The following is a 13,767-nucleotide window of genomic DNA, read 5'->3' on the forward strand; positions in this document are numbered from 1 at the left end:
CCCCGGCCAGGGAGCTTGACGATCGCGGGCAGGAGAGGGCCAATCCGCCCGACATGCCGCAACTCACGCTTCACTCGCCGCTCGGCGAGCTCACCGTGTCGGAAGAGGATGGCCGGATCGTCGCCCTCGACTGGGGGCGCGGAAGGGACCAGACCGTGACACCCTTGCTGGCCGAGGCGCGGGAGCAACTCCATGACTGGTTCGACGGCAAGCGGAGCGATTTCCGCCTGCCGCTCTCCCCCTACGGCACGGATTTCCAGAAACGCGTCTGGCAGGCCATGCGGGAGATCCCGACCGGCCGCACCGCCACCTATGGCGAGATCGCCCGGGACCTGAACTCCTCCGCCCGGGCGGTGGGCATGGCCTGTGGCGCCAACCCGATTCCGATCATCATCCCCTGCCACCGTGTGGTCGCCGCCAGCGGCCGGCTCGGCGGCTATTCCGGCGAGGGCGGCGCGGAGACCAAGCGCTACCTCCTCCGTCTCGAAGCCGCCTTCGTCCAGGAACTCCTGCCATGAACCATGCCATCCGCATCCATGAATATGGCGGCCCCGAGAGGATGCTCTGGGAGGAGGTCCCGCTGCCCGCGCCCAAGCCCGGCGAGGCGCTGGTGCGGCACACCGCCGTCGGGCTGAACTACATCGACGTCTATTTCCGCACCGGGCTCTACAAGGCGCCCAGCCTGCCGGCGGTGATCGGCATGGAGGCCGCGGGCGTGGTCGAGGCGGTGGGCGAGGGCGTGACCGAGGTGGCCCCCGGCGACCGCGTCGCCTATGGCACCGGCCCGATCGGCGCCTATTCCGAGGCCCGGGTGGTGCGGGCCGACCTGCTGGTGAAGCTGCCCCGGGAAATCCCGGACGAGACCGCGGCGGCCATGATGCTCCAGGGCATGACGGCGCAGTACCTGCTGCACCGGACCTTCCCGGTGAAGGCGGGCCAGACGATCCTGGTCCATGCCGCGGCGGGCGGGGTCGGGCTGATCCTCTGCCAGTGGGCCCGGGCCCTGGGCTGCACCGTGATCGGCACGGTCAGCACGCCGGAGAAAGCCGATCTCGCCCGGGCGCATGGCGTGGCGCATGTGATCCTGCCGGGCGAGGACCTGCCGGAGCGGGTGAAGGAGATCACCGGCGGCGCGATGCTGCCGGTCGTCTATGACAGCGTCGGCAAGGACACCTTCATGGCCTCGCTGGACTGCCTGGCGCCGCTCGGCACCATGGTCACCTACGGCAATGCCTCCGGCCCCGTGCCGCCGGTCGATCCCGGCCTGCTGGCGGCCAAGGGATCGCTCTTCCTGACGCGGCCGACGCTGGCGACCTATACGGCGAAGCGTGCCGACATGGTGGCCAGCGCGGAAAGCCTCTTCGACGCGGTGAAGACGGGCAAGGTCGAGATCGTGGTGAACCAGCACTGGCCGCTGCACGACGCGGCGGAGGCGCATCGCGCGCTGGAAGCCCGCCGCACCACCGGCAGCACGGTCTTCATCCCCGGCTGAAAACCGGGACCGGCCCTGGCCTCACGGCAAGGGCCGCCGGGCAGGGGCGGTCAGACCTCGACCTGCTCCACCGCCACGACCTCCGGCACATAATGCCGCAGCATCGTCTCGACGCCATGCTTCAGCGTGGCGCGGGAGGACGGGCAGCCGGAGCAGGCGCCCTGCATGTGCAGGCGCACGATGCCGTCGCGGAAGCCGCGGAACACGATGTCGCCGCCATCGCCGGCCACGGCCGGGCGGACGCGGGTGTCCAGCAGTTCCTTGATCTGGGCCACCACCTCGGCATCGGCGGGGTCGGTGTCCTCCTCCTCGATGGCCTCGGCGGGTTCGCCGGCCAGGATCGGGCGGCCGGCCATCAGATGCTCCATCAGCGCACCCAGCACCTGGGGACGCAGGCTCTGCCAGTCGGCCTCCTCACCCTTGGTGACGGTCACGAAATCGGCGCCCAGAAAGACCCGCGCCACGCCCTCCAGCCGGAAAAGCCGCTCCGCCAGCGGGGAACGGGACGCCTGTTCCGCATCGGGGAAATCGGCCGTGCCGCGCGCGCCCATCACATCCTGCCCCGGCAGGAATTTCAGCGTGGCGGGATTGGGGGTGGATTCGGTCTCGATGAACATGCGGCGGATTCCTTCACGCCGCATGTGGTCCCGTCCGCCGCCTGGTGCAACATGGTTTCGCAACATGGCTTCTAGGCGGATCGGCCCGGCCACATGCACGGCATGGGTTGCTCTCCGTGGCCGCCCCCGAGGGCAAGGCGCTGCCTCGCCCCCAGCCCCCCACACCGCCCATGACCATGATGGGGGACCGAAGCCGGTCCCCGGACCCCGGGCTTTCGTTGGCGCCGGTGGGTGCCGTCGGTCTGTGAGCTGTCCCTGGGAGCAGGTGGTTCAGCGGGGCACCCGAAAGGAAAAATGCACCCTCTTCGCGCTGGTGGCGCCCGCAGCCGCCGGAGAGCATGGCTCTCCGGCGCGATCCGATGTCAGCGAGAGCCAACGAATGGGGTCCAGGGCGCGCAGCGTCCTGGCGGATGGGGGGTCCGGGGGGAAAGGCGGAGCCTTGCCCCCCGGGGACAGAGCAACGCCGGACGTAAAGCCACCACCGGGCGGGGCCGCCATTCCGGATCAGACCCGCAGATCAAGCAGGCTGCCACGCGGCGGTGTTCCGCTTTGTGGGGAGGCTGCGACGCTGCCTGCTTCCGTGCCACGGGGCTCCGCCATGCGGCGCGGCGCCGGGGCGACCTGTTCCACGCTGGGGCCGCGGCTGGGCGAGACCGCCGAGACGCTCGCGGCGGGTTCGCCCCGGGCGAGGCTCTGCGAGAAGGCGGCCAGGGAGTTGAACGCGATCATGCGCAGGATCGTCGCCGACAGATCCGAAGAATCGGTGAATGGCAGGGGCCGGTGATGGACGGGACGAGCAGGGCGGGTCTGCATATCCCTGGCATCGCCCGGACCGCCGTTAACGCTCCAGCAACCGGAAGGCGTGTTTTAGAGACAGTACTCAGTTATTGATCCGATAGTACTGGCGGTACCAAGCCACGAACCGCCCCAGCCCTTCCTCCAGCGGCGTGCGCGGCGCGAAGCCCACCGCGGCTTTGAGCGCCGAGACATCGGCCCAGGTGCGCTCCACATCGCCCGGCTGCATCGGCACCGGGCGGCGCAGCGCAGTGCGGCCGGTGTGCCGCTCCAGGATGTCGATCATCTCTCCCACCGGGACCGGTGTGTGGTTGCCGATGTTGAAGACGCGGTGCGGCGCCTCGGGCACCGGGCGGCCGGGCTCGTCCGGCGCGGCCGGCGGGCGCGGCAGCAGGCGGGCGATGGCCTCCACCACCTCGTCCACATAGGTGAAGTCCCGCCACACCTGCCCGTGGTTGAAGACCCTGATCTCCCGATCCTCGTAGAGCGCCTGGGTGAAGCCCCAATAGGCCATGTCCGGCCGCCCCCAGGGGCCATAGACGGTGAAGAAGCGCAGCCCCGTCAGCGGCAGGGCGAAGAGATGCGCATAGGAATGCGCCATCAGCTCGTTGGCCCGCTTGGTCGCGGCATAGAGCGAGGAGGGCCGGTCCACCGGATCGTCCTCGCGGAACGGCACGCGCGTGCTGGCGCCATAGACGGAGGAGGAGGAGGCATAGACGAGATGGCGCACCGGATGCGCCCGCGCCGCTTCCAGCACCTCCAGGAACCCGTCGAGATTGGCCCGGCCATAGGCGCGCGGCGCCTGCAGCGAATAGCGGACCCCCGCCTGGGCGGCGAGATGCGCCACCATGTCGGGCGCGAAGCCGGACCAGTGCCGCGCCAGCAGGCCGGGCTCGGCGAGATCGGCCTCGGCGAAGCGGAAGCGCGGATGGTCGAGCATCGCCGTCAGCCGCGCCCGCTTCAGCGCCGGGTCGTAATAGGGGTTCAGGTCGTCGAGGCCGAGGACCTCCGCCCCTTCCTCCAGCAGCCGGCGCGACAGATGCGCGCCGACGAAGCCCGCCGCCCCGGTGACGAGGATGCGGGCCCCGGCCAGGGTTCCGGCCAGGGCGGGTGGCGCGCCCTCCCCGCTCATGCCGCCAGTTCCCGCAGGCGCTGGCCCTCGATCCAGCCCAGCCGCCCGGCGAGGTCGTCCTCCCGGCACAGCATCACCCGCACCAGCGCGGCGCCGAGGACGCGCTCGTCGCCTTCCGGGTGGACGGGCGTGCTCTCGATATCGGCGCGCAGCAGGCGGCAGCCCTCCGGCATCGCCAGGCGCAGCGCGCAGCCACCCTGGGACCCGCCCTCCAGATAAAGGCTGCCGGAGGCGAGTTCGATGCCTTCCGCCTCGGCCCGCAGGCGCACCTCACCGCCGCCGGGGGGTGCCACCAGTTCCAGATACAGGCGCCAGGACGCGGCAGGGCCCGGCGGCACCGGCAGGCGCAGCGTCGCCGCGCCGCCCTTGGTCCAGACCCCCCAGTCCTCCGGCATGTGCCAGTTCGGCCCGTCGCGGAGGACCTGCCGCACCGCCATGGCGGCGTCGGGCCGCGTCTCGTCGCCCAGCACCATGCGGTAGGGCTGCCCGGGCTCCAGCGCCAGCCTCTCCTCCAGCGGCGAGGTGGCGCGGGCGGCCATGGCCTGGAGATGGCCGAAGACCTCGTCGCGCAACGCCTCCCAGCGGCGCAGCCCGGCATGCTGGCGCACCGCCGCCTCGCGCTCCGCCAGGAAGGATGGGTCGGCGATCAGCCGCTCCAGCTTCGCCGCCAGGTCCGGCTCGTGCTGCGGGGCGAAGTAGACCGCCGCGGGCCCGCCGGCCTCCGGCAGGGCGGAATGCCCGGGGATCACCGGTACCTTGCCATGGGCGAGGCTTTCGGTGACCGGCAGGCCCCAGCCCTCGTAGAAGGAGTTGTACACGGTGAAGCGGCAGCCGGCGTAGAGCGCGGCCAGGGCGGCATCCGAGACGCCGTGCAGCAGCACGACATGGCGCTTCAGCTCGGCGCTGTTGGCCAGGAGTTCCAGCGCCCCCTGGGCGTGCCAGCCGGGCTGGCCGACGCAGACCAGGCGCGGCACCCGGCCGGCGCCGAGGCGGCGGATCAGCGAGAGCCAGGCGCGGAAGACCAGGAGATGGTCCTTGCGGCTCTCGATCGTGCCGACGAAGAGGGTATAGGGCTGGCCGGGGCGGAAGCCGCGCAGCCCTTCCAGCGCCAGCGGGTCGGGCTCGGTGCCGTCCGACATCGGATCGGCGTCGAGGCGCACCACCTCCATCGGCAGGTCCAGCCCCGGCAGCAGCCGCGCGAGCTGCGCCCGCCCGTCGCGCCGCGTGCATTCGGAATTGCACAGGAAGCCATGGGCATGCACGCCGACCGCGGCGAACCAGCGGACATAGTCGCGCACCATCTGTTCCTGGCAGTGCTCCGGCACCACCAGCGGCACGCAGTCGTGCAGGAAGGGGATGTAGCGGATGCGGCGCTCGCGCTGCGCCGCGCGCAGGCCGCGGAAATAGTCCGGCAGGCCCCAGGAATTGCCCAGGTTCACCAGCAGCCCGCCCAGGGGGAAGAGGTGGCGCGGCGCCTGGGCCAGGGCCTCGTCCGTCCGTGCCAGCGCGGCGATCCAGGCGGGATCGTCGGTCTCGGCGCCGGTGTGGGAGGCCTCGATCACCCCGCGCAGGGCGGTGGCGGGCACGGCGCGCCAGCAGGCTTCCCGCAAATCATAGGAGACATAGGCGATGCGGGCCTCCGCCGGGTTGCCGCCGCGCAGCGCGGCGCCGACGATGCCGCACTGGACGCGCTGGATGCCCGTGGGCGTGCGCTTGCCCCGGAAATAGTCGAGCAGGTCGGTGACGTCGAAGGCGACATCCAGACCCGCCACCGCATCCGGGCCGCTGTCCTGGCCGCCCAGGGGAAGGGCGGAAAGCGGCGCGCCGGACGGGCCGTGCCATGCGCCGTCACCGGAGAACCCGGCCTCCACCACCGGTTGCGGGGCAACGGGGCGGCCCAGGCGGCGCAGCGTGGCGGCGATCTGGCGCTGGATCTCCGGGTCGCGCGGGCTGAGGGATTCGGCCTCGCGGAAGCTGTCGAGTGCCTCCTCCGGCAGGTCCGCCGCCAGCAGGCAGAGGCCCCGTTGCAGCATCAGCGGCCAGGCATCGGGCCGCTGCCGGATGACGCCCGCATAGGCTTCCGCCGCGGACAGCCAGTCCCCCGCATCGCGCCTGGCATCCGCCTCCGCCAGAAGCGCTGCCGCCCCGTTCGCCCGATCGCCCGACATACGGTTCTCCGCCCTTGTGGCTACAACCCATGCGTATGGCGAGCCGCCCCTCCGCGCTAGGGGGAAGTGGCGCCGCCCCCGGATGGAAGGGCGGTGGTGGCCGCCCCCCTGGCCGCCCCCCTGGCCGCCCCCCTGGCCGCGGCACCCGGCAGCCATGCGGCCGGTGGCGGTCGCGCCCCCTTGCCCCCGCCCCGCCGCCCCGCTATAGGCCGCCCCTCTCCGCGCGTCCGGGCCGTGTTGGGCTGCCCGGCCGTGGAAGCGTGTCCCCGCCGCATGGTGTGGTGCCTGCCTGGGCCGGATTTCCGGCACGGGCTTCCGGGATGCGCCGGCCTGAACCACAGGAGGTCCGAAATGCCCAAGATGAAGACCAAGTCCGCGGTCAAGAAGCGGTTCAAGATCACGGCGACGGGCAAGGTGCTCGCCGGTCCGGGCAAGAAGCGCCACAACCTGTCCGCCCGCCCCCAGAAGGCCAAGCGCCAGAACCGCGGCACCCAGGTGCTGCGGCATCAGGACGGCCTGACGGTGAAGCAGTGGCTGCCCTACGGGCTGGATCGGTAAGGGAGCGCACAGATGGCTCGTGTTAAGCGCGGCGTTACCGCCCATGCCCGTCACAAGAAGGTCCTCAAGCTCGCCAAGGGCTATGTCGGCCGTTCCTCCACCGCCTACCGTCCCGCGCTCGAGCGGGTCGAGAAGGCGCTGCAGTACGCCTACCGCGACCGCCGCAACAAGAAGCGCGAGTTCCGCGGCCTGTGGATCCAGCGCATCAACGCGGCCTGCCGCGAGCACGGCGTGGTCTATTCCCGCTTCATCGCGGGGCTGAAGGCCGCCGGGATCGAGCTGGACCGCAAGGTCCTGGCCGCGATCGCCTATGAGGACGCGGCCGGCTTTGGCGCCCTGGTCGAGAAGGCCAAGGCGTCCCTGCCCGCGGCGTAAGCAGCCGCATAACGGGGCACCGGAATGGGCTCAGGCCCGCCGGCGCCCCGATCCGGATTTCGGCAGATGGGGCCGCCTTCGCCTCTCGGGACACCCCCGGGAGCGAGGCGGCCCTTTTTGCTTTGAACAGCCATTGAATCCCCGTCGGGAGATCGAGATGTCGGACGACCTCGCCGCGCTGCAATCGGAGACGGAAGCCGCCATCGCGGCCGCCGCCGACCTGCGCGCGCTGGATGCGGTGCGCGTGGGCGCGCTGGGCAAGAGCGGCCAGGTGACCGCGCTGCTGAAAGGGCTGGGCGCCGTGCCCGCCGAGGAGCGCAAGGCGCGCGGTGCCGCCGTCAACGCGTTGCGGCAGGCGGTCGAGCGCGCGCTCGAAGCCCGCAAGGCCGTGCTGGAGGAAGCGGCGCTGGAGGCGAAGCTCGCCGCCGAGCGCCTCGACGTCTCGCTGCCCCCCCGCCCGCATCCCCCCGCCGGGGCGGAAGGCGGCGCGATCCACCCCATCGCCCGCACGGTGGAGGAGCTGACGGCGATCTTCGGCGCCATGGGCTTCGCCGTGGCCGAGGGGCCGGACATCGAGAGCGACTGGTACAACTTCAACGCCCTGAACATCCCCGGCCACCATCCGGCGCGGCAGGACCAGGACACCTTCTACCTGCCCCCCGCCCATGGCGCGGGCTTCGAGACGGTGCTGCGCACGCACACCTCGCCGGTGCAGGCGCGGACCATGCTGTCGCAGGAGCCGCCGATCCGCGTGATCGTGCCGGGCCGCACCTACCGCGCCGACCATGACGCCACGCATTCCCCGATGTTCCATCAGGTGGAAGGGCTGGTGATCGGGCGCGACATCACGCTGGGCCACCTCAAGGGCTGCCTGATCGACTTCCTGCGCGCCTTCTTCGGGATCGCGGAGCTGCCGGTGCGCTTCCGCGCCTCCTACTTCCCCTTCACCGAACCCTCGATGGAGGTGGATATCGGCTGGGACCGCAGGACCGGCGAGCTGGGGAAGGGCTCCGACTGGCTGGAGATCCTGGGCTCCGGCATGGTGCATCCGAAGGTGCTGGCCAATTGCGGCATCGACCCGCGCCAGTGGCAGGGCTTCGCCTTCGGCATGGGGATCGAGCGCATCACCATGCTCAAGCACGGCATCGCCGACCTGCGCCCCTTCTACGAGAGCGATGTGCGCTGGCTGCGCCATTACGGCGCGCCCGTCCTCTCCCCCTACACCCTCCATGATGCGGGCTGACCGGCGATGAAGTTCACCCTGTCCTGGCTGCGCGACCACCTGGAAACCGAGGCTTCGGTCGAGCGGATCGCCACCACCCTCTCCGCCATCGGGCTGGAGGTGGAAAGCGTCGAGAACCGCGCCGACGCCCTGGCGCCGTTCCGCATCGGCTATGTGGTCGAGGCGGTGCAGCACCCCAATGCCGACCGTCTGCGGGCCTGCAAGGTCGATGTCGGTGACGGCGTCATCCGCTCCGTGGTCTGCGGCGCGCCGAATGCGCGCACCGGCATGAAGGCGGTGGTGGCGCTGCCCGGCGCCTATGTCCCCGGCACCGGCATCACGCTGAAGGCGGGCGAGATCCGCGGCGTGAAGAGCGAGGCCATGATGTGCTCGGCGCGCGAGCTCGGGCTCGGCCAGGACCATGACGGCATCCTGGACCTGCCGGAGGATGCGCCGGTGGGCGAGGTCTATGCGAAGTGGCTCGGCATGGACGACCCGGTCTTCGACATCAGCATCACGCCGAACCGGGGCGACGCGCTGTCCGTGCGCGGCGTGGCGCGCGACCTCGCCGCCGCGGGCCTCGGTACGCTGAAGCCCTGGAAGCCGGAGCCGGTGGCGGGGCGCTTCCCCTCCCCGCTGCGCTGGGCGATCGAGGATGCCGAGGGCTGCCCCTGGGTGCTCGGACGCTCCGTGCGCGGCCTGCGCAACGGCCCCTCGCCGCAATGGCTGCGGGACCGGCTGACCGCCATCGGCCTGCGCCCGATCTCGGCACTGGTGGACGTGACCAACTGGTTCACCTTCGACCTCGGCCGGCCGCTGCATGTCTTCGATGCGCGGAAGGTGGCGGGCGAGGTGCTGACCCTGCGCCGCGGGCGCGAGGGCGAGAGCTACCTGGCCCTGAACGGCAAGGAGATCGCCGTCACGCCGGAGGATCTCGTGATCGCGGATGCGGAGGGGGTGGAAAGCCTCGCCGGCATCATGGGCGGCGAGCATTCGCTGCGACGCGGACACCACCGAGTGCTTCATCGAATGCGCGCTGTTCGACCCGGTGCGGATCGCGCTGACCGGCCGCCGCCACGGGCTGCATTCCGATGCCCGCGCCCGCTTCGAGCGCGGCGTGGACCCGGCCCTGCTGCCGGAGGCGCTGGAGGCCGCGACGCGGCTGATCCAGGAGCTTTGCGGCGGCGAGGCGAGCGAGGTGGTTTCCGCCGGGGCCGAGCCGCGGTGGCGGCGCGAGGCCAGGCTGCGCTTCGAGCGTATCCGGGGGCTCGGCCATTCCGCCATCACGGCGGATGAGGCGGTGTCCTCGCTGGAGCGGCTGGGCTTCGCCACGGTCGCGCGCGACGCGGAAAGCGTGACGGTCGCCGTCCCGTCCTGGCGCAACGACATCGCCTCCTCGGCCTCCGCCTACCGCGCCGGGGGCACCGATCTCGACCAGTTCACCGCCCTGGCGCCGGAGCGCGCGGCGCAGGCCGCCGAGGGCGTGGAGCGGATCGAGGCCGAGTGCGACCTGCTGGAGGAGGTGCTGCGCCTGCCCGGGCTGGACGCCGTGCCGCCGGTCTCGCTGCCCGTCTCCTCCCCCGTGCCGCTGCCCTCGCTGACCCCGGCGCAGTCGCGCGCCGTGCTGGCCCGCCGCGTGCTCGCCGCGCGCGGCATGCTGGACTGCGTCAGCATGGGCTTCCTGGCGCATGAGGTGGCGGCGCTGTTCGGCGAGGCGCCGGAATCGCTGCGGCTGCTGAACCCGATCGCTTCCGACCTCGACCAGATGCGGCCGACCCCGGTGGCGAGCCTGCTGCTCGCCGCCGGGCGCAACGCCGCGCGCGGCTATCCCGACCTGGCGCTGAGCGAGGTGGGCGGCGCCTATCGCGATCCCTCGCCCGCCGGGCAGCTCACCGTGGCGGCCGCGCTGCGCGCCGGCGCCACGCCGCGCCACTGGAGCGAGCCGTCGCGCCCGGTGGATGCGATGGACGCCAAGGGCGACGCGCTGGCCGTGCTGGGCGCCCTGGGCGCGCCGCTGGCCGGGATCACGGTGACGGCGGATGCGCCCGGCTACTACCACCCGGGCCGGTCCGGCGTGCTGCGCCAGGGGCCGAAGGCGGTGCTCGCCCAGTTCGGCGAGATCCACCCCAAGGTGCTGGCGGCGCTCGACATCAGCGGCCCGGTGGTGGCCTGCGAGGTCTTCCTCGATGCCATCCCGGAGCCCAAGCGCCGGAAGAAGTCGGCCCTCGCCCTTTCCGCCCTGCAGCCGGTGCGGCGCGACTTCGCCTTCCTGGTGGATGCCGCGGTCCCGGCCGAGAACGTGCTGCGCGCCGCCCGGGGCGCCGAGCGGAACCTGATCGCCGATGTGGCGCTCTTCGACCGCTATGCCGGCGACAAGCTGCCGGAGGGCAAGGTCTCGCTGGCGGTCGAGGTGACACTCCAGCCGCGCGACGCCTCCCTCACCGATGCCGAGATCGAGGCCGTGGCGGCCAAGGTCGTGGCGGCGGTGACCAAGGCCACCGGGGCCGTGCTGCGGGCCTGAGGCGGCACCGCGGCCTCCGGCCCCCGCCCCGGCCCCGGCCCCGCTGGGGGCAAGGCGCTGCCTTGCCCTCGAGACCCCCACCCCGCCGGGGACCGTAGCCGGTCCCCGGGACTTTCGCGGGTGCTGGTGACTGTCCTTGTTCTGCGGCCCGCGCCGCCTGACCGCCCGATCCTACTCCGCGCGGATGCCGGCGGCGCGGATCACCGGCTCCAGCAGGCTGCGCTCCTCCTCCACCACGGCGGCGAACTGCGCCGGGGTGCCGCCGCCGATCTGCGCCCCCTGCTCCACGAAGCGCCCGCCGATCTCCGGATCGTGCAGCGCCGCCGTGACCAGCTCCGCCACGCGTCCGGTGATGGCGGGCGGCGTGCCCGCCGGCGCCGCCATGCCGAAGGCGGTGCCGAAGACGAAGTCCACGCCCTGTTCGCGCATGGTGGGGACCTCCGGCAGTTGCGGCAGGCGCTGCGGGCTGGCCACCGCCAGGGGCCGCACGCCATGGCCGCGGATCTGGCCCAGGATGTTCGGCACGTTGTCGATGACCATGTCGATGTTCCCGGCGACGAGATCCGTCACCGCCGGGGCCGCGCCGCGATAGGGGACGTGCTGGATGTCCACGCCCGTGCGCTGCTTGAACAGTTCCAGCGCCAGATGGAGGCTGCTGCCCGCCCCGGCCGAACCGGCGGTGAGCCGGCCCGGCGCCGCCTTCGCCGCCGCGATCACCTCCCCCACATCGCGCCAGGGGCGCGCATTGGCGACGCAGAAGACCTTCGGCGTATGGGCCAGCAGCACGATCGGCGCGAAGGCGGTCTGCGTGTCATAAGGCATGCTGCGATAGATGTACTGGTTGACCGCGAGGGGGCCGAGCGCGCTGGCCAGCAGCGTGTGGCCATCGGGCGGCGACTTCACCACCACATCGGCGCCGATATTGCCGCCCGCGCCGGCCCGGTTCTCCACCACCACCGGCTGGCCGAGCTGTGCCGTCATCCGCTGCGTCACGGCGCGGGCCAGCGTGTCCACCAGCCCGCCGGGCGGGAAGGGCACGATGACGCGCACCGGCTTGCTCGGCCAGGGAGCGCCAGATGCGTCCTGGGCGCGGGCCATGCCCGGCATGGCCGCGGGCACGGACAGGGCGAGGCTGCCGAGGGCGAGCCCCCGGCGGGTGACGATCCCGGACATTGCTTTTCTCCTCCTCCTGAAGCGCCGCCCTGCTTCTTCCGGCGGGTGGCGCGGATCTCCGGGGTCAGGGCTTGTGGTAGAGGGCGGGGATCGCCGGATCGACCGCGACTTCCACCAGCATCGGCCCCTCGCACTGGCAGGCGTCGCGCAGCGCCTCGTCCAGCGCGGCGGGATGCGTCACGCATTGCCCGGGACAGCCCAGCCCGCGCGCCAGATCGACGAAGCCGATGCCCGGCAGGTCGATGCCCGGCACGTCGCGCACCTGCATCACCTGGCTGAAGGACCGCATGGCGCCGTAGCCGCCGTTGTTGATCACCACCACGGCCAGCGGCAACCGGTGCTGCACGGCGGTCCAGAGCGCCTGGAAGGAATACATCGCCGAACCGTCGCCGATCAGGCAGACCACGCGCTGCCCCGGCTTCGCCAGCGCGATGCCGACCGCCGCCGGCAGGGAGTAGCCGAGCCCGCCGCTGGCCATGGTGAAGAAGCTGCCCCAGCGGTTGCGCGGCATCTGCGCCTGGATGGCCGGGCGGTGCGAGGGCGCTTCCTCCACCAGCACCGCATCCGCCGGCAGGGCGGCCTGGAGGCGATGCAGCAGCCAGGCGGCGGGGATCGGCTCGGCGGGGCGGGGTGGCGCCGGGCGCGGGCGCGGGGCCGGCAGGGCGCGCTCCGCCACCGGCAGGGCGGCGGCCAGCGTTGGCAGGCCGAGGCGCAGGCTGCCCAGGATGGCGGTGCCGGCGGGGGCGGAGGCGGCGGCCTCCCCATCCATGGTGAGCTGGAAGATCGGGATGCCGCTGCGGAAGAGGGGCGCGTCGCCCTCGATATGGAAGGTGAAGACCGGCGCCCCTACCACCAGCACGAGGTCATGAGCCATCAGCCTGTCGGAGACCGCCTGGGGCGCCGCGGGCAGGAAGCCGGCGAAGAGCGGATGCTCCTCCGGGAAGGCAAGGCGGGATGCGAAGGGCGCGGTCATCACCGGCGCGCCGAGACGCTCGGCCAGGGCGACCAGCGCTTCGCCCGCGCCCTCGGCATCCACCTCCGACCCGGCCACGATCACCGGCCGCCGTGCTGCGGCGATGGCCTGGGCGGCGGCCGCGATGGCGGCGGGGTCGGGCGCCATCTCCGCCGAGAGCCGCCGGGGCTGCACCGGCTGGCAGGCAGCCGACCAGTCGTCGGAGGGGATGGAGACGAAGCAGGGGCCGAAGGGGCGCTGCATGGCGATGCGGTGTGCCTGGGCGATGGCCGCCGGCACATCCGCCGCCCGCGCCGGCTCGATGCTGAACTTCACATAGGGGCGCGGGAACTGCGCCGCGTCCGTGGCGCCGAGGAAGGGCAGGTTCGGCAGCAGCGAGCGCGCCTGCTGCCCCGCCGTCACCACCAGCGGCGTCTGGTTGCGCCAGGCGGTGAAGAGGTTGCCCAGCGCATGGCCCACCCCGGCGGCGGAATGCAGGTTGACGAAGGCGGCCCGCCCCGTGGCCCGGGCGTGGCCATCCGCCATGCCGACCACGCTCGCTTCCTGCAGGCCCAGGACGTAGCGGAAATCCGCCGGCCAGCGGTCGAGCAGGCCGAGCTCGGTGGAGCCGGGATTGCCGAAGACCGTGGTCATGCCGAGGTCGCGCAGCAGGTCGAGCACCGCCTGCCGCACGGTGGTCGTGCCGCCGGGGCGGGCGGTGGCGGAAGGGGCGGACATGGCTGGCGTTTCCTTATGCCTATT

Annotated in this window: 11 protein-coding genes and 1 pseudogene; 6 read left to right on the forward strand and 6 right to left on the reverse strand. The window is 72.5% G+C overall.

The genetic code is table 11. The features are described 5' to 3' along the window. The first annotated feature begins 53 nt into the window (after window positions 1-53). Window positions 54-518: a methylated-DNA--[protein]-cysteine S-methyltransferase gene (locus MVG78_RS03110; RefSeq protein ID WP_247558102.1), complete on the forward strand. Its 465-nt coding sequence runs from the start codon at window positions 54-56 to the stop codon at window positions 516-518. After that, the gene (locus tag MVG78_RS03115; protein ID WP_247558104.1) at window positions 515-1,492 is read left to right on the forward strand and encodes a quinone oxidoreductase family protein; all 978 of its coding nucleotides are present in this window, start codon (window positions 515-517) and stop codon (window positions 1,490-1,492) included. The genes MVG78_RS03110 and MVG78_RS03115 overlap by 4 nt, the downstream gene beginning before the upstream one ends. A 50-nt stretch (window positions 1,493-1,542) precedes the next feature. Here the strand turns inward: MVG78_RS03115 and MVG78_RS03120 are convergent, their stop codons facing one another. From MVG78_RS03120 to MVG78_RS03135, 4 genes are all read right to left on the reverse strand, one after another. Then, the gene (locus tag MVG78_RS03120) at window positions 1,543-2,109 is read right to left on the reverse strand and encodes a NifU family protein (protein WP_247558106.1); all 567 of its coding nucleotides are present in this window, start codon (window positions 2,107-2,109) and stop codon (window positions 1,543-1,545) included. A gap of 504 nt (window positions 2,110-2,613) precedes the next feature. Further along, a complete protein-coding gene (locus MVG78_RS03125) occupies window positions 2,614-2,838 on the reverse strand; it encodes a hypothetical protein (RefSeq protein WP_247558108.1) in 225 nt (74 codons plus the stop codon). Window positions 2,839-2,989: 151 nt separating this feature from the next. Beyond that, a complete protein-coding gene (locus MVG78_RS03130) occupies window positions 2,990-4,036 on the reverse strand; it encodes an NAD-dependent epimerase/dehydratase family protein (RefSeq protein WP_247558110.1) in 1,047 nt (348 codons plus the stop codon). Then, complete coding sequence (locus MVG78_RS03135; protein ID WP_247558112.1) at window positions 4,033-6,204, reverse strand: glycosyltransferase family 4 protein; 2,172 nt, start codon at window positions 6,202-6,204, stop codon at window positions 4,033-4,035. Before MVG78_RS03135 ends, MVG78_RS03130 begins: the two co-directional genes overlap by 4 nt. Window positions 6,205-6,555: 351 nt before the next feature. Here MVG78_RS03135 and rpmI point away from each other — a divergent pair, with 351 nt between their 5' ends. The 4 genes and pseudogenes from rpmI to pheT all read left to right on the forward strand — a co-directional run bounded on the left by rpmI (window position 6,556) and on the right by pheT (window position 10,880). Next, window positions 6,556-6,762, forward strand: coding sequence for a 50S ribosomal protein L35 (gene rpmI, locus MVG78_RS03140; protein ID WP_247558114.1), 207 nt, complete (start codon window positions 6,556-6,558; stop codon window positions 6,760-6,762). A gap of 12 nt (window positions 6,763-6,774) precedes the next feature. Continuing rightward, window positions 6,775-7,137 carry a 50S ribosomal protein L20 gene (gene rplT, locus MVG78_RS03145; protein ID WP_027281833.1) on the forward strand — a complete coding sequence of 121 codons (363 nt, stop codon included), beginning with the start codon at window positions 6,775-6,777 and terminating at the stop codon, window positions 7,135-7,137. 157 nt (window positions 7,138-7,294) lie between these two features. Then, a complete protein-coding gene (gene pheS, locus MVG78_RS03150) occupies window positions 7,295-8,380 on the forward strand; it encodes a phenylalanine--tRNA ligase subunit alpha (RefSeq protein WP_247558115.1) in 1,086 nt (361 codons plus the stop codon). A 6-nt stretch (window positions 8,381-8,386) separates the two neighbouring features. Then, window positions 8,387-10,880 (forward strand): annotated as a pseudogene (gene pheT / locus MVG78_RS03155) (phenylalanine--tRNA ligase subunit beta). A gap of 171 nt (window positions 10,881-11,051) precedes the next feature. On the opposite strand, the gene MVG78_RS03160 reads toward pheT, so the two are convergent. Both MVG78_RS03160 and mdlC read right to left on the reverse strand, forming a co-directional pair. Then, on the reverse strand, window positions 11,052-12,053 hold the full coding sequence (locus MVG78_RS03160; RefSeq protein ID WP_247558117.1) for a Bug family tripartite tricarboxylate transporter substrate binding protein: 1,002 nt from the start codon (window positions 12,051-12,053) through the stop codon (window positions 11,052-11,054). A 64-nt stretch (window positions 12,054-12,117) separates the two neighbouring features. After that, on the reverse strand, window positions 12,118-13,743 hold the full coding sequence (gene mdlC, locus MVG78_RS03165) for a benzoylformate decarboxylase (RefSeq protein ID WP_247558119.1): 1,626 nt from the start codon (window positions 13,741-13,743) through the stop codon (window positions 12,118-12,120). Window positions 13,744-13,767: the final 24 nt, after the last annotated feature.

It is taken from the genome of Roseomonas gilardii subsp. gilardii (assembly GCF_023078375.1).
Lineage (GTDB): Bacteria > Pseudomonadota > Alphaproteobacteria > Acetobacterales > Acetobacteraceae > Roseomonas > Roseomonas gilardii.